Origin of the sequence: Escherichia sp. KCJ4928, from assembly GCF_004352695.1 — a bacterium.
In the GTDB taxonomy this organism is placed as follows: Bacteria; Pseudomonadota; Gammaproteobacteria; order Enterobacterales; family Enterobacteriaceae; genus ECMA0423.
Map to the genome: position 1 here is coordinate 46,653 of NZ_SJWV01000007.1, position 15,329 is coordinate 61,981.

Genomic DNA, 15,329 nt, shown 5'->3' on the forward strand with positions numbered 1-15,329 from the left:
CTGAACCCACTAAACTTATGAAGATTCTTTCATTATTAATTCAAAATTATTGAAATAAAAATAAATATCATTCAATTTGTTATTTTTGTGTTGCAATTCATTCTCCGACACGCCATTTTCTTTCTCTCGCAAATTCGCATTGGATGCACTTATGTCATTCACAAATACCCCTGAACGCTATGGTGTTATATCTGCGGCCTTCCATTGGCTAAGCGCAATTATTGTCTACGGCATGTTTGCTTTAGGTCTGTGGATGGTCACGCTCAGTTATTACGATGGCTGGTATCACAAAGCACCCGAACTGCATAAAAGCATCGGTATTTTGTTAATGATGGGGCTGGTTATTCGCGTTCTGTGGCGTGTCATATCTCCACCGCCGGGTCCGCTGCCGAGTTATTCGCCCATGACTCGTCTTGCCGCAAAGGCTGGACATCTCGCATTGTACCTATTGCTGTTCGCCATCGGCATCAGCGGCTATCTGATCTCAACTGCCGATGGTAAACCGATCAGCGTTTTTGGCTGGTTTGACGTCCCCGCGACCCTTGCCGACGCTGGCGCACAGGCAGACTTTGCCGGTGCCCTGCATTTTTGGCTCGCGTGGAGCGTCGTAGTACTGTCCGTTATGCACGGATTTATGGCCCTGAAGCATCATTTCATCGATAAAGACGACACTCTGAAGCGCATGCTGGGAAAGTCGTCATCTGACTATGGAGTATAAAAAATGAAAAAAAGCCTGCTTGGTTTAACCTTCGCGTCCCTGATGTTCTCTGCCGGTTCAGCGGTTGCCGCCGATTACAAAATTGACAAAGAAGGTCAGCACGCCTTTGTTAATTTCCGCATCCAGCACCTTGGCTATAGCTGGTTATACGGCACCTTTAAAGATTTCGACGGTACTTTTACCTTTGACGAAAAAAATCCGGCTGCCGATAAAGTGAATGTGACAATTAACACCACCAGCGTCGATACTAATCACGCCGAACGCGATAAACATCTTCGCAGTGCAGATTTCCTCAATACCGCAAAATATCCACAGGCAACATTCACCTCCACCAGCGTGAAGAAAGACGGTGACGAACTGGATATTACCGGCGATCTGACGCTGAATGGCGTAACCAAACCCGTCACGCTGGAAGCGAAATTAATTGGTCAGGGCGACGACCCATGGGGTGGTAAACGTGCAGGCTTCGAGGCCGAAGGCAAAATTAAGCTCAAGGACTTCAATATCAAGACAGATTTAGGTCCAGCTTCTCAGGAAGTGGATCTGATTATTTCAGTGGAAGGCGTACAGCAGAAGTAAGAGTGAAATGTTGCCGGATGGCACGCATCCGGCAATGATATTTATTCCGTTGGATCAGGAATGCCCAGTGTTGTATTCAGACGTCCACGAGACTTATTAAAGATCTTATTGCCATTTTCACGTCCTGCCCGACGGCGTCGCTGTTCTTCTGGCGGTAACGCGCTTTCTTCGCAGCAAATCTCACTACAACAACCTTTGTATTTTTCCGCACATACTGGACACTGAATAAACAGCAGGTGGCAGCCATCATTTTTACAGTTGGTATGGCTGTCGCACGGCGCGCCGCACTGGTGGCAATGCGCGATAATCTCATCCGATATACGTTCGCCCATCCGCTCGTCAAAAACAAAATTTTTGCCAATAAAACGCACCGGCAAGCCCTGCTCGCGCGCCTTACGGGCGTATTCAATAATTCCGCCCTCGATATGCCAGACTTTGTTGAATCCGTTATGTTTCATCCAGGCACTGGCCTTTTCACAACGAATGCCGCCGGTGCAGTACATGACGATTTTTTTATCTTTATGTGCCTGCATCATCTCGACTGCTTTTGGCAGCTGCTCACGGAAGGTATCTGCCGGAATTTCGAGCGCGTTTTCAAAGTGCCCCACTTCATACTCATAGTGGTTACGCATGTCGATAAATAGTGCATCGGGATCGTCAAGCATGGCGTTCACTTCCGCCGCTTGCAGATACTCACCAACATTGCTGGCATCAAAGTGAGGATCGTCAATACCGTCGGCAACAATGCGATCGCGTACCTTCATGCGCAGTACCCAGAAGGATTTCCCGTCATCATCCAACGCGATATTCAGGCGTAAACCCTCTAAAGCCGGGTCGAAGGCATAGAGCTGCGCGCGAAATGTTTCAACATTGCTCGCAGGTACGCTGATTTGCGCGTTAATGCCCTCATGCGCCAGATACACTCGCCCAAAAACATTCAGCGCGGTAAACAGCTGATATAAAGCGTCACGGGTCGCCTTAGGATCGGCGATGTGGAAATACTTGTAAAACGAAATGGTGGTTCGCGGTTCGCTCTCAGCCAACATTTTGGCTTTTAGCGCGTCGTTGGAAATGCGGTTGTGTAACACTGGCATGGTGTACGGTTCCTGCGAGATGGGAAAGTAAAAATCCGCGGCATGATATAGCAATTATCGATAATTAACATCCACACATTTTACGCTACATTTGCGCATTAAAAATTATTTGTTATTTACAAGCGCGGCAATTTCGCCCAGTCTTCAGCCACAAATTTTGGTTGCGGGCGAAAAAATGCGACAATACATACAATTGCCCGAATAGGTTGAAAAACAGGATTGATATGACGAATCTACCCAAGTTCTCCACCGCACTGCTTCATCCGCGTTATTGGTTAACCTGGTTGGGTATTGGCGTACTTTGGTTAGTCGTGCAATTGCCCTACCCGGTTATCTACCGCCTCGGTTGTGGATTAGGAGAACTGGCGTTACGTTTTATGAAACGACGCGCAAAAATTGTGCATCGCAACCTGGAACTGTGCTTCCCGGAAATGAGCGAACAAGAACGCCGTAAAATGGTGGTGAAGAATTTCGAATCCGTTGGCATGGGCCTGATGGAAACCGGCATGGCGTGGTTCTGGCCGGACCGCCGAATCGCCCGCTGGACGGAAGTGATCGGCATGGAACACATTCGTGACGTGCAGGCGCAAAAACGCGGCATCCTGTTAGTTGGCATCCATTTTCTGACACTGGAGCTGGGTGCGCGGCAGTTTGGTATGCAGGAACCGGGGATTGGCGTTTACCGCCCGAACGATAATCCACTGATTGACTGGCTACAAACCTGGGGCCGTTTGCGCTCAAATAAATCGATGCTCGACCGCAAAGATTTAAAAGGCATGATTAAAGCCCTGAAAAAAGGCGAAGTGGTCTGGTACGCACCGGATCATGATTACGGCCCGCGCTCAAGCGTTTTCGTCCCGTTATTTGCCGTTGAGCAGGCTGCGACCACGACCGGAACCTGGATGCTGGCACGGATGTCCGGCGCATGTCTGGTGCCCTTCGTTCCACGCCGTAAGCCAGATGGCAAAGGGTATCAATTGATTATGCTGCCGCCAGAGTGTTCTCCGCCACTGGATGATGCCGAAACTACCGCCGCGTGGATGAACAAAGTGGTCGAAAAATGCATCATGATGGCACCAGAGCAGTATATGTGGTTACACCGTCGCTTTAAAACACGCCCGGAAGGCGTTCCTTCACGCTATTAAATCTCCCATGCCGGATGCTTCAGAATGGCATCCGGCATTACCACAGCAAATCCCCCTGATTTAGCGATAAAAGCTCTCTGGATTGCGCCCCCTGGAAGTCGGGCGCATAATTAGTGTGCTTATCTTTTCTTCTTATGTTCACCGCGCCTGGCGCACCAACAGCGGATTGCTATGTCACCCTGTGAAAATGACACCCCTATAAACTGGAAACGAAACCTGATCGTCGCCTGGCTAGGCTGTTTTCTTACCGGGGCCGCCTTCAGTCTGGTAATGCCCTTCTTACCCCTCTACGTTGAGCAGCTTGGCGTTACCGGTCACTCCGCCCTGAATATGTGGTCCGGTATTGTCTTCAGCATTACATTTTTATTTTCGGCCATCGCCTCACCGTTTTGGGGTGGACTCGCCGACCGTAAAGGCCGAAAACTCATGCTATTACGCTCTGCCCTCGGCATGGGCATCGTGATGGTGTTGATGGGACTGGCACAAAATATCTGGCAGTTTTTGATCCTACGGGCGCTTCTTGGGTTACTTGGCGGATTTGTCCCCAACGCTAATGCTCTTATCGCCACACAAGTACCGCGTAATAAAAGCGGCTGGGCGCTGGGTACGCTCTCCACAGGCGGCGTTAGTGGTGCGTTGCTCGGCCCAATGGCTGGCGGCCTGCTCGCCGATAGCTACGGCTTACGTCCGGTATTCTTTATTACCGCCAGTGTGCTCATACTCTGCTTTTTCGTCACCCTGTTCTGCATCAGAGAAAAATTCCAGCCGGTCAGCAAAAAAGAGATGCTGCACATGCGGGAAGTGGTGACATCACTTAAAAACCCGAAACTGGTACTCAGCCTGTTTGTCACCACGTTAATCATCCAGGTGGCGACAGGCTCAATTGCCCCCATTCTGACGCTGTATGTCCGCGAACTGGCGGGTAACGTCAGTAACGTCGCCTTTATCAGTGGCATGATCGCCTCGGTGCCAGGCGTGGCGGCTCTGCTAAGCGCACCACGACTCGGCAAACTTGGCGATCGAATCGGACCCGAAAAGATCCTGATTACAGCGCTGATCTTTTCTGTACTGCTGTTGATCCCAATGTCTTACGTTCAGACGCCATTGCAACTTGGGATTTTACGTTTTTTGCTCGGTGCCGCCGATGGTGCACTACTCCCCGCCGTACAGACACTGTTGGTTTACAACTCGAGCAACCAGATCGCCGGGCGTATCTTCAGCTATAACCAATCGTTTCGTGATATTGGCAACGTTACCGGACCATTGATGGGAGCAGCGATTTCAGCGAACTACGGTTTCAGAGCGGTATTTCTCGTCACCGCTGGCGTAGTGTTATTCAACGCAGTCTATTCATGGAACAGTCTACGTCGTCGTCGAATACCCCAGGTATCGAACTGATTTTTCGCCTTTCATACTTGCAAAAGCGGAGAATCAGCTATCCTTTTCCCTGAAACCTCATCAACTCAAAGGGAGAATCGTGATGACCATGTACGCAACGCTTGAAGAAGCCATTGACGCTGCACGCGAAGAATTTCTTGCAGACAACCCCGGCATCGACGCCGAAGATGCGAATGTGCAACAGTTCAATGCCCAAAAATACGTTTTGCAGGACGGCGACATCATGTGGCAAGTTGAGTTTTTTGCCGACGAAGGGGAAGAAGGTGAATGTTTACCTATGCTTAGCGGTGAAGCCGCGCAAAGTGTTTTTGATGGCGACTATGATGAGATAGAGATACGCCAGGAGTGGCAGGAAGAGAATACATTACATGAATGGGACGAGGGGGAATTTCAGCTTGAGCCACCGCTGGATACCGAGGAAGGACGCGCAGCAGCTGATGAGTGGGATGAACGTTAATCACTCATACGGGCCATGATGAGTGTCGATCGGCAGCAGTAAAGTATCAAAAACCAGAGAGAATGGCAGATCAAGGATCGTGACATAACGCCAGGCGGAGTCACGCACATCCCATTGCACACCGGGATAATATTGGTTGCCATGCCCCTGCCCCGGTATAGTGCGACTAATAATGCTGCCACAGCCACTCAGCAAGGTCACCATGATGCTCACCACAATTAAACGCATTTGATACCTCTTTCGTAAAAAAATACCGGCATAACGCCGGTATTTTTATTGGCTCGTTGTTTTTGCCGGATGCGGCGTGAACGCCTTATCCGACCCACAAAATCTTGCAAAATCAATAAATTGCAGGAACGATGTAGGCCTGATAAGCGTAGCGCATCAGGCAACTACGTTTTTATTGCGAAGCCGCATCCGGTTTACGCAATGCCAGTGGATTGAGCTTTATCCCTTCGTAATAACTCACCCATGAAGAATATCTCTCCGGGGAATTCCAGACGCGGAAATGCAGACGGGCCATCGTCACTGGATCGCTTAGCAGCACCAGGCGACGATCGCGATTCAGCTTCTCTGGCGTCTCGTTCAGCGCCTGTTCAACGTGGCGGTCACGGGCGATTTCCAGCACCTTACTGGCGCGGTGACGCGCGGTCGCCATTGCGGTTGCCAGAGCGTTAAATGACGGGTTAAACACTGCGTGCATAAAGCCATCATCAAGGGAGCGTTGACGATTCATCTCAAGGAACCGATCGGTATCAACCAGCACCTGCGGCGGCGAATACTCTTCCGGGATCAGGAACAATTTCCAGCGTTTGGTGCGCAGACCAACGGTGGCACGGCTGGAAATCACCGAAACAAACGGTGACAGGATCAACGAGAAGACAATCGGTGCCAGCCAGAACAGGAAACGCAGATCCAGCCACGCCATCCCAACAGCCCACACTAACCCTAACAGCAGCTGTGAGCCGTGGCGTTTGAACGCTTCACCCCAGGAAGTGGAGTCATCATCACGCTGCGGTGAATTCCACACCACTTCCCAGCCAAGGAACGCGCTGACAACGAAGACCGTATGGAACAGCATGCGTACCGGAGCCAGCAGCACGGAAAAAAGCACTTCCAGCAGCAACGATAATGTAACGCGCCAGAAGCCGCCGTATTCTTTCGTTCCTTTGCACCAGATAAGCAAAATGCTCAATAACTTCGGCAGGAACAACAGCACCATAGTCGAAGCAAAAAGTGCAATCGCCAGCTCAGGACGCCACTGCGGCCACACCGGGAACAACTGCCGTGGTTGCAGGAAGTATTGCGGTTCGGTCAACGCATGTACTACCTGCAATGCAGTAGAGAGCGCGAGGAACATAAACCACAGCGGAGCGGAGAGATAAGACATCACGCCCGTCAGGAACACCGCACGGTGAACCGGGTGCATACCCTTAACCAGGAACAGACGGAAGTTCATCAGGTTACCGTGGCACCAGCGGCGGTCACGTTTTAGCTCATCAAGCAAGTTAGGCGGTAATTCTTCATAAGAACCCGGGAGATCGTAAGCAATCCAGACCCCCCAACCTGCACGGCGCATCAACGCCGCTTCTACAAAGTCATGTGACAGGATTGAACCGGCAAAGGAACCTTCGCCCGGCAGCGGAGCCAGTGCGCAGTGCTCGATAAACGGTTTCACGCGGATAATCGCGTTATGTCCCCAATAGTGCGACTCGCCAAGTTGCCAGAAGTGCAAACCGGCTGTAAACAGTGGCCCATACACGCGGGTCGCGAACTGCTGACAGCGCGCATACAGCGTATCCATACCGGACGCTTTCGGCGACGACTGAATGATCCCGGCGTTCGGGTTGGCTTCCATCAGGCGCACCAGCCCGCACAAACAATCACCGGTCATTACCGAGTCAGCATCCAGCACCACCATGTAGCTGTACTGGCTGCCCCAGCGACGGCAGAAGTCATCGATATTACCGCTTTTACGCTTCACGCGGCGACGGCGGCGGCGATAGAAAATCTGACCTTCGCCACCGACTTCAGCGATAAGCTCCATCCAGGCTTTTTGCTCTGCGACGCAGATATCCGGGTTATAACTGTCACTAAGAATGTAGACATCAAAGTGTTTGGCATTCCCGGTGGCTTTTACTGATTCCCACGTTGCACGCAGGCCAGCAAAAACACGGTTCACGTCTTCGTTACAGATAGGCATGATCAACGCCGTGCGATGCTCCGGGTTTAATGGTTCATCGCCAACTGTTGACGCAGATATACTGTATTTATCGCGACCAATAAGCAGTTGCAGGAAGCCCATTAACGCCGTCCAGAATCCGGCGGACACCCAACAGAACAGTACCGCAAAGAGGATCAGGATACCGGTTTGCAGCATATAAGGCAGAAGCTGCATAAAGGAAACCCACAAATCCTGACCAACCATATCCATAGGATTAATCAGCGCCCAACCCTGATAAGGAAGAATGGTCTTCATATACCAGGTCGCGACGACAGTTTGCGCGAGCGTCAGGATCAACAGAATGTAACGGCGGATGGTACCGACGGTACGCCACTTTTGCTCGCTCTCCTGCTCTTCTTTGGTCAAACGAGCCAGATAGCGCGGCGTGACATCGCGTCCACGCAGGCGATCCCAGAAACGGCCTACCGGGTTGGTACGCCACGGGTCGGGAAACATCGAGGAGCGTTTTGCTTCTGGCATCGCCTTCAGCTGATCGCGCCCTTCGTCGTCTTTAATTAACTGTCCATCAGCAAGTGAATCTGGCCAGGCTTGTTCCAGACGCGCCTTTACCGAGCCTTGCGGGGAATCATCCTCCCGCGCCCAGGTGCGGTGTTCGGCATCCAGCGCCTGATGAACGGCGCGGATATCAGTCTTCGGCAATGCCGCTTTCTCGCTTGCGGCGATGGGCATTGCGTCAATGTACTCAGTTGTCTTATTCATTGGCAGGTAACTGGTAGCTCCAGGTTTCACTCAACGTCTGATCGGCATTCACCAGCGCAGCACGCATTTCAGTGGTTTTCTTGGCATCTTTCACTTTCACACGCATCACCAGACGCCAGCCTTTGGTAACCGGGTTATAGCGCACCGTGCTTTCAACTATCTCACCATTATCACCAATGCTGGTTTGCGCTGTGACCGGGGTATCCTCTGGCAGTTTTTTCATCTCTGCGCCGGTAAAATCGACCACAAAGGCGATAGTACCGTCAGGCTGGCGAATCAGGTTCGACTGCTTCACATCCCCCGTTGAACGACGCGTTTGTTGCACCCATGCGTTATCTGGCGCATGCAGTTTGTCTTCATCACGGCTGAAGGTGATGGTGTATTTAAAGTTCATCTCTTTACCCGGCTCCGGCAGCTGATCCGGCGTCCAGTAAGCGACGATGTTATCGTTGGTTTCATCGTTGGTTGGAATTTCCACCAGCTCAACGCTGCCTTTACCCCACTCCCCTTTCGGAGTCACCCATGCGCTTGGACGAAGATCGTAACGATCATCGAGATCTTCAAAGCGGGAGAAATCACGACCGCGCTGCAACAGACCGAAGCCTTGCGGGTTCTCCATCGAGAAGCTGCTGACCGCTAAATGTTTCGGGTTATTCAACGGACGCCAGATCCATTCGCCATTACCGGCATGGATAGACAGACCGTTAGAGTCGTGCAACTCCGGACGATAGTTATTTGCAGGCGACGGTTGGTTCGGCCCAAACAGGAACATACTGGTTAACGGTGCAACCCCCAGTTTGCCGACTTTATCGCGCAGATAGATTTTCGACTGCACATCCACAACCGTGTCACGCCCTGGCATAACCACGAATTTGTAAGCACCTGTCGCGCGCGGCGAGTCAAGCAATGCATAAATGGTTAAACGTTTATCAGTCGGTTTTGGACGCTCGATCCAGAACTCTTTGAAGCGTGGAAATTCTTCACCCGATGGCAAGGCGGTATCAATTGCCAGGCCGCGGGCAGAAAGGCCATAAACCTGACCTGCACCAATCACGCGGAAATAGCTGGCCCCGAGCATGCTGACGATTTCATCGTTTTTATCTTTGCTGTTGATCGGGTAAAGCACTTTAAAACCGGCAAAACCAAGGTCTTTTACCGTGTCTTTGTCATGCTGAACATCGCCGAAAGTGAAATAATCCGGGCTGTATTTGATTCGTTTGACTGCGGTGGCAGTCACTTCATTTATTTTGACCGGGGTATCGAAGTACATACCCTGATGGTAGAACTCGAGTTTGAATGGGGTCTTCAGATTGTTCCAGTACGCTTTGTCATGATTAAACTGGATCTGCTGATAGTCCGCGTATTTCATATCGCGGAAAACGGAGGGCAAGTTGCTTTTGGGCGCCTCATAGCCTTTCCCGGCTAAGGATTGAGCTTGCTTTGCGACATCATCAATACTGAAAGCCCAGCTTGAAGATGTATACAGGGTTAACATTACTGCAGCACTCAACCAACGCATTTTCATCATTTGTAGTTTATGTTTCATAATTAGTAAGCACTTCCCCCTTTGTGTGCTTATATCGATCCGATCTATTTTAATGGATAACCAGCCATTCCGACAACAGAATCCCGGTATCGTTCAGCACGCTGGCTCATGGATTAAGCACCTGATTGCAACCGTTTTCACTTTCCGTGCTTCTCCTAAAGACAGAAGCATCGACTTCGTGTAGGGTTTGCCAGCAATTTTATTTATCAACCGTCTTACAGACGCTTCCATTCTGGTTAGTGGTAGCGATGATGCTATGCATAAAAACCTTGAAGCCTGCGCCTGGCGCGGTCAGGTCGGTGTCGCTATGGCAACAAGCCTAAAGGCATAACCCGACAGGGATAAGACGAAAAATCCGAGATTAGTTAACCATATATGAATCCAGTACCCGCGCAACGTGAATATTTCCTCGACTCCATCCGCGCCTGGCTGATGTTGTTAGGGATCCCTTTTCATATTTCTTTAATCTATTCGAGCCATACATGGCATGTGAATAGCGCCGAACCGTCATTGTGGCTGACCCTTTTTAATGACTTCATCCACTCGTTCCGCATGCAGGTATTTTTCGTTATATCCGGCTACTTTTCCTACATGCTTTTTTTACGCTATCCCTTGAAAAAATGGTGGAAAGTACGTGTCGAACGTGTAGGTATCCCGATGTTAACAGCCATCCCCTTACTGACATTGCCGCAATTTATTATGCTGCAATACGTCAAAGGGAAAGCGGAAAGTTGGCCTGGGCTGTCATTGTATGACAAATATAATACGTTGGCCTGGGAATTAATATCACATCTGTGGTTTTTACTGGTGTTAGTGGTCATGACGACGCTGTGCGTATGGATATTTAAACGCATCAGAAATAATTTAGAAAATTCTGATAAAACGAATAAAAAATTCTCGATGGTAAAACTATCGGTGATTTTTTTATGCCTCGGCATCGGTTATGCGGTAATAAGAAGAACGATTTTTATTGTGTATCCGCCCATTCTGAGTAATGGCATGTTCAATTTTATTGTCATGCAAACGCTGTTTTATTTGCCGTTCTTTATCCTCGGCGCACTGGCTTTCATTTTCCCTCATCTTAAAGCCTTGTTTACCACGCCGTCTCGTGGCTGTACCCTTGCAGCAGCATTGGCGTTTGTCGCTTATTTACTCAACCAGCGCTATGGCAGTGGCGATGCCTGGATGTACGAAACCGAGTCGGTGATCACCATGGTCCTCGGTCTGTGGATGGTGAATGTGGTCTTCTCCTTTGGCCACCGTTTGCTTAACTTCCAGTCAGCGCGGGTGACTTATTTTGTTAACGCATCGCTGTTTATCTATCTGGTTCACCACCCGTTAACGCTGTTTTTCGGCGCATACATTACACCGCACATCACCTCCAACTGGCTTGGTTTTCTCTGTGGCCTGATATTTGTAGTAGGGATTGCGATAATTCTGTATGAAATTCATTTGCGCATCCCGTTACTGAAGTTTTTGTTCTCTGGTAAACCGGTTGTTAAGCGTGAGAACGATAAAGCACCAGCCCGTTAAGCCACATTTACAATAACCATTCCACGGGCAATATCGACGCCAGTCTGACCATAACCCGCTTCCAGAAACTGGTGGCGGGTTCTTTTTTGAGAATAATCTCTTTCTTTGCATGACGATCAACCCAGTTGATCCGTCCCCACCTGTCCAGACGGAGCTGCCAGGCCGCATCATACTGGCTCTGAATAAAGCGTTTATCAATTAACTGTGCCAGCGTTTCGCTCTCTATCACGAAGCCCATTTCAGTATTGAGCAATGTTGAACGCGGATCGAAATTGAAAGAGCCGATAAACACCGTTTTACCATCGATGCTAAAGGTTTTAGCATGCAGGCTGGCTCCGGAATTACCGGTTATGCCGCGATCGTGTAACGTACTACTTTGTTCACGCGTCGGCTTGAGTTCATATAATTCCACGCCATAGCGGAGCAATTTTTTGCGCCAGCGCGCGTATCCGGCATGGACGACAGCAACATCGTTAGCGGCAAGAGAATTGGTTAGGATCGCAATCTTTACCCCTTTTCTCACCATCCGTAAGAGTTGCGCCACACCTGCGCGTGTCGGTACAAAATAGGAAGAGATAATATCGATGCGTTCACTGGGTGAGCCCATGATATCGAACAGGCGCTGCGGTAACAGTGAATGCCGTTTTGCCTTGCCCTCCCCTTTCGCCGGATCATCACTTAATAAACGTGTTTTCGCCCAGATAAGCGGCAACGTTCCATCAACCAGATGATTTATAAACGGACTGGATTCCATTTTGCGTAAGTAACGATGCGTCATAGCATCGTTATGCCAGGAGGCGGGTAACTCGATGCGATCCGCCATTTCACCTTCCGGGACATCCAGCACTTGCTGTAAGGGTGAAACCGATTTGCAATACCAGTAGCGGGCGAAATCATCGGCAACGTCCTCTACCACGGGCCCTATTGCCATAACATCTAAATCCGAAAAAAGTGGCTCTTCCCCTGCCCCAAAATAGGCATCACCAATATTTCGCCCCCCTACCAGCGTCACCACGCCATCGACAGTGAAACTTTTATTGTGCATACGGCGATTGAGACGGGAAAAGTCGGTGATATAACCAAGCGGACGCAGCAAGCGAAACGAGAAAGGATTAAAAAGCCGGACTTCAATGCGGGGATGGCTGTCAAGCAAGCGTAAAATGTCGTCAAGTCCGGGCGTATTGTTGTCGTCCAGCAACAAACGGACGCGAACGCCACGCTTTGCTGCGGCTAACAGGGCGGAAAACAGTAACCGACCCGACATATCGTCCTGCCAGATGTAATACTGAACATCCAGCGTATGCTCTGCCATTTCGGCCAGACGATACCGGGCGGCAAACGCATCCAGACTTTTCTCCAGAGGGAAAAGACCACACTGACCGGGATGTTGCGAACACAGTGGCAGCACCGCGCTCGCCAGCCGGGGCAAATCATTCATCTCCTTGTTGGGTAAGGAGTCTTTCGTAGAGGTGGGCGTTTTCTTCATCATAACAGACAAAGTATACCTGTTCGGGTAAAGCGTGACGGGTAATAAATTCTGAAACGGTTTTAACTGCGATTTCAGCCGCTGCCGCACGAGGGTAACCATAAACCCCAGTACTGATTGCAGGAAAAGCCACTGACGTATAGCTGTTTGCCGCCACCAGTCGTAGGCTATTGAGATAGGCATCCTGCAAAAGCTGGTCTTCGTTTTGTTCACCACCACGCCAGACTGGCCCGACGGTGTGCACTACGGCTTTAGCGGGAAGAGCGCCTGCAAGCGTAATAACGGCATGCCCCGTAGGGCAATCGCCCTGCTGTTGCCTGACTTTTAAACAGGCATCCAGCAGGGCCGGACCCGCTGCGCGATGAATGGCCCCATCGACGCCGCCGCCTCCCATTAATGACGGATTAGCCGCATTCACAATCACATCAACGGCCAGTTTGGTAATATCACCCTGCACAACATGAATACGCGTTTTCATAACGCCTCCTTACACCTTCTTGTTTCTTAAGTGTACAGCAGGCTTTTTGGTTAAATCGCATTTTTCTGCTCAGCAACGTGCGTTGTTCAGAAACTTAGTTATATTCGATGTTCATTACAGCCAGCTTTTTCTGTTTATCAAGATACTGCACTTTTACTGAGGCTATTTGCGCGTTTTTAACATTACCGCTCATTAACGCTTTGCTGGAATAGGTTTTGCCCGGAACAGAACCATTCTGTGGGCAGTTCATTTCTACGGGTGATGACTGGGTGCTGACGTCACATGCCGGTTCCACAATTTGGCCATAAAAATGGATCACCCCCCCTTGCGCGGTGCTTCCTGCGATGGCAATAAAAGGAAAAAGCAAACTGCCGAGCATAAGAGAGTTTAAAAAAGGTCTGAACATTTATTCTATTTCCTCAATGATTAGTCATCCTTGAGGGTTGTGTTATCCATACTTTCAGGTTGGCTGATTCGCAGCAGACCATTCTCTCCAGATTCATCTTATGCTCGATATTTCAACAAATTAAGACTTTTCTGAAGAGGGCGGCCATTGTTGTGATAAATGAAGTGACTGTCCATCAGAAACAGTAACAACTATTTTCACCCGATCTTCCGGGGAAATATTTAAACTCAACTTCGTCAAAGCAATAGGTTGATTAGCAGGCAATGAGAGGGTCTTTTCTTGCTTCGTCTGACTTTGCCCTGAACTGCCTTCGCGCAGGGACAATATTTGTACTCTGCACAGACAAGATTGAGTAAGAGTGACTTCAGGAATAATGGTATACACATCCCCTTGCTGGGTCGTATTAAAGGTTATCTGGCTGGAAAGTGCCGCAAGGAGTAATAACGCATTCATATTCTTCTCCCGAAAAAAAACAGGGCTTGCGCCCTGTTTCTGTAATACAAATGATGTATTAGTACTGATGAGCGGTCGCGTTGTTACCAAAGCCAACCTGAGTCACGTTGACGGAGGAGTTAGATGCAGTCTGGTCAACTGCAGCACCGTTGCCACCACCGAACTGTTTAACAGTCATTTCAGAATTTTTGCCGTTCCACTGATCAAGAGTGGCGCTGTTACCGAAGCCACGTTGGGTCAGATCGATTGAGCTGTCATCTGAGCCCTGACCTACATCTGCACCATTACCACCGCCATGCTGGGTAATAGTCAAGTCAGAGTTACGGGCATCAGTTTGCAGAGCAAGTGCAGAGTTACCGCCACCGTACTGGTAAATGTTCAGCTCTGAATTTGGGCCGCTATTATTACCGCCACCACCGTGGTTACCGCCGCCGCCGTACTGAGGAACAACACCTGCCAGAGCGCTACCGGAGAATACGATTGCTGCAATTGCTGCTACTTTTAAAAGTTTCATGTAAAACCCCCATCGGATTGATTTAAAAGTCGAATGGAAATTAACGTTGTGTCACGCGAATAGCCATTTGCGACTGTCTCTGCACTACAATTGCCGTTTTTTGAGTACCATACTGTGTAATATTTGCTTTATTACCAGAACCTTTCTGGATAATCATCGCAGTATTACCATAAGCACCTTGCGAAATACTGGCATCGTTGGCACTGCCCGCCTGATCAATATATGCAAGGTTATAATCTCCTGTCTGGTCAATCTTTGCCCGGTTGCTACTACCTTCTTGCGCAACAACCGCCAAAAGTTTTGAGCCTCCCTGCCGTAACTGAGCACTATTATTCGTCCCAGCTTGACCAATTATGGCTGCCTGATTAAATGAAGACTTACTCAATTCATTTACCGCGAAGTTATATTCTGAATTAGCTAAATCATAACCTGCTGCGGCTGCAATCCCAGGCGCACCCAGTATTGTTAACATCATAAATAACAATTTGTTTTTCATGTTGTCACCCTGGACCTGGTCGTACATTTAAGAAATTAAATCATTTCAACTTGGTTGTTAACGCAACCTGTATTTTGTTAAC

At 49.5% G+C, this 15,329-nt stretch carries 16 protein-coding genes; 6 read left to right on the forward strand and 10 right to left on the reverse strand.

All coding sequences use genetic code 11. The features are described 5' to 3' along the window. Positions 1-151 precede the first annotated feature (151 nt). Together E0D98_RS02350 and E0D98_RS02355 are read left to right on the forward strand one after the other, a co-directional pair. Complete coding sequence (locus E0D98_RS02350) at positions 152-718, forward strand: cytochrome b (RefSeq protein ID WP_000011108.1); 567 nt, start codon at positions 152-154, stop codon at positions 716-718. 3 nt (positions 719-721) lie between these two features. Further along, positions 722-1,297, forward strand: coding sequence for a YceI family protein (locus E0D98_RS02355; RefSeq protein ID WP_000749261.1), 576 nt, complete (start codon positions 722-724; stop codon positions 1,295-1,297). A gap of 41 nt (positions 1,298-1,338) precedes the next feature. Here E0D98_RS02355 and E0D98_RS02360 read toward each other — a convergent pair whose 3' ends face one another. Continuing rightward, positions 1,339-2,391 carry a rhodanese-related sulfurtransferase gene (locus E0D98_RS02360; RefSeq protein WP_001144616.1) on the reverse strand — a complete coding sequence of 351 codons (1,053 nt, stop codon included), beginning with the start codon at positions 2,389-2,391 and terminating at the stop codon, positions 1,339-1,341. A gap of 224 nt (positions 2,392-2,615) precedes the next feature. Between E0D98_RS02360 and lpxL the strand changes: the two genes are divergently transcribed. The 3 genes from lpxL to E0D98_RS02375 all read left to right on the forward strand — a co-directional run bounded on the left by lpxL (position 2,616) and on the right by E0D98_RS02375 (position 5,391). Next, entirely contained in the window at positions 2,616-3,536 is a 921-nt protein-coding gene (gene lpxL / locus E0D98_RS02365; RefSeq protein WP_050877173.1) for a kdo(2)-lipid IV(A) lauroyltransferase, read from the forward strand. 171 nt (positions 3,537-3,707) lie between these two features. Further along, a complete protein-coding gene (gene mdtG, locus E0D98_RS02370) occupies positions 3,708-4,934 on the forward strand; it encodes a multidrug efflux MFS transporter MdtG (RefSeq protein WP_000074172.1) in 1,227 nt (408 codons plus the stop codon). Positions 4,935-5,016: 82 nt separating this feature from the next. After that, a complete protein-coding gene (locus E0D98_RS02375; RefSeq protein ID WP_000180056.1) occupies positions 5,017-5,391 on the forward strand; it encodes an acidic protein MsyB in 375 nt (124 codons plus the stop codon). On the opposite strand, the gene E0D98_RS02380 is transcribed toward E0D98_RS02375, so the two are convergent. The 3 genes from E0D98_RS02380 to mdoG form a co-directional block, all read right to left on the reverse strand. Further along, positions 5,392-5,619, reverse strand: coding sequence for a YceK/YidQ family lipoprotein (locus E0D98_RS02380; protein WP_001237206.1), 228 nt, complete (start codon positions 5,617-5,619; stop codon positions 5,392-5,394). A gap of 172 nt (positions 5,620-5,791) precedes the next feature. Next, positions 5,792-8,335 (reverse strand): glucans biosynthesis glucosyltransferase MdoH, encoded by a 2,544-nt coding sequence (gene mdoH, locus E0D98_RS02385; protein WP_001295445.1) that lies wholly within the window; start codon positions 8,333-8,335, stop codon positions 5,792-5,794. Then, complete coding sequence (gene mdoG, locus E0D98_RS02390; RefSeq protein ID WP_001300662.1) at positions 8,328-9,863, reverse strand: glucans biosynthesis protein MdoG; 1,536 nt, start codon at positions 9,861-9,863, stop codon at positions 8,328-8,330. The genes mdoH and mdoG overlap by 8 nt, the downstream gene beginning before the upstream one ends. A 393-nt stretch (positions 9,864-10,256) precedes the next feature. Here mdoG and mdoC point away from each other — a divergent pair, with 393 nt between their 5' ends. Further along, entirely contained in the window at positions 10,257-11,414 is a 1,158-nt protein-coding gene (gene mdoC, locus E0D98_RS02395) for a glucans biosynthesis protein MdoC (protein ID WP_001070350.1), read from the forward strand. 7 nt (positions 11,415-11,421) lie between these two features. Here mdoC and clsC read toward each other — a convergent pair whose 3' ends face one another. From clsC to csgB, 6 genes are all read right to left on the reverse strand, one after another. Beyond that, complete coding sequence (clsC, locus tag E0D98_RS02400; RefSeq protein WP_001307714.1) at positions 11,422-12,903, reverse strand: cardiolipin synthase ClsC; 1,482 nt, start codon at positions 12,901-12,903, stop codon at positions 11,422-11,424. Then, on the reverse strand, positions 12,845-13,378 hold the full coding sequence (ymdB, locus tag E0D98_RS02405) for an O-acetyl-ADP-ribose deacetylase (RefSeq protein ID WP_000857399.1): 534 nt from the start codon (positions 13,376-13,378) through the stop codon (positions 12,845-12,847). Before ymdB ends, clsC begins: the two co-directional genes overlap by 59 nt. Before the next feature lie 94 nt (positions 13,379-13,472). Then, positions 13,473-13,784, reverse strand: a complete 312-nt coding sequence (gene ymdA, locus E0D98_RS02410; protein WP_000489590.1) for a protein YmdA — start codon at positions 13,782-13,784, stop codon at positions 13,473-13,475. 120 nt (positions 13,785-13,904) lie between these two features. Beyond that, positions 13,905-14,237, reverse strand: a complete 333-nt coding sequence (csgC, locus tag E0D98_RS02415) for a curli assembly chaperone CsgC (RefSeq protein WP_000992834.1) — start codon at positions 14,235-14,237, stop codon at positions 13,905-13,907. 58 nt (positions 14,238-14,295) lie between these two features. Next, on the reverse strand, positions 14,296-14,751 hold the full coding sequence (gene csgA / locus E0D98_RS02420; RefSeq protein WP_000771437.1) for a curli major subunit CsgA: 456 nt from the start codon (positions 14,749-14,751) through the stop codon (positions 14,296-14,298). A gap of 40 nt (positions 14,752-14,791) precedes the next feature. Then, complete coding sequence (gene csgB / locus E0D98_RS02425; RefSeq protein WP_000791650.1) at positions 14,792-15,247, reverse strand: curli minor subunit CsgB; 456 nt, start codon at positions 15,245-15,247, stop codon at positions 14,792-14,794. Positions 15,248-15,329 lie beyond the last annotated feature (82 nt).

Coding starts and splice junctions, on each gene's coding strand:
- E0D98_RS02375 (WP_000180056.1), top strand. CDS start 5,017: ATGACCATGTACGCAACGCTTGAAGAAGCCATTGACGCTGCACGCGAA.
- clsC (WP_001307714.1), bottom strand. CDS start 12,903: ATGATGAAGAAAACGCCCACCTCTACGAAAGACTCCTTACCCAACAAG.
- lpxL (WP_050877173.1), top strand. CDS start 2,616: ATGACGAATCTACCCAAGTTCTCCACCGCACTGCTTCATCCGCGTTAT.
- mdoG (WP_001300662.1), bottom strand. CDS start 9,863: ATGATGAAAATGCGTTGGTTGAGTGCTGCAGTAATGTTAACCCTGTAT.
- csgC (WP_000992834.1), bottom strand. CDS start 14,237: ATGAATGCGTTATTACTCCTTGCGGCACTTTCCAGCCAGATAACCTTT.
- mdtG (WP_000074172.1), top strand. CDS start 3,708: ATGTCACCCTGTGAAAATGACACCCCTATAAACTGGAAACGAAACCTG.
- mdoH (WP_001295445.1), bottom strand. CDS start 8,335: ATGAATAAGACAACTGAGTACATTGACGCAATGCCCATCGCCGCAAGC.
- ymdA (WP_000489590.1), bottom strand. CDS start 13,784: ATGTTCAGACCTTTTTTAAACTCTCTTATGCTCGGCAGTTTGCTTTTT.
- mdoC (WP_001070350.1), top strand. CDS start 10,257: ATGAATCCAGTACCCGCGCAACGTGAATATTTCCTCGACTCCATCCGC.
- E0D98_RS02360 (WP_001144616.1), bottom strand. CDS start 2,391: ATGCCAGTGTTACACAACCGCATTTCCAACGACGCGCTAAAAGCCAAA.
- csgA (WP_000771437.1), bottom strand. CDS start 14,751: ATGAAACTTTTAAAAGTAGCAGCAATTGCAGCAATCGTATTCTCCGGT.
- csgB (WP_000791650.1), bottom strand. CDS start 15,247: ATGAAAAACAAATTGTTATTTATGATGTTAACAATACTGGGTGCGCCT.
- E0D98_RS02355 (WP_000749261.1), top strand. CDS start 722: ATGAAAAAAAGCCTGCTTGGTTTAACCTTCGCGTCCCTGATGTTCTCT.
- E0D98_RS02380 (WP_001237206.1), bottom strand. CDS start 5,619: ATGCGTTTAATTGTGGTGAGCATCATGGTGACCTTGCTGAGTGGCTGT.
- ymdB (WP_000857399.1), bottom strand. CDS start 13,378: ATGAAAACGCGTATTCATGTTGTGCAGGGTGATATTACCAAACTGGCC.
- E0D98_RS02350 (WP_000011108.1), top strand. CDS start 152: ATGTCATTCACAAATACCCCTGAACGCTATGGTGTTATATCTGCGGCC.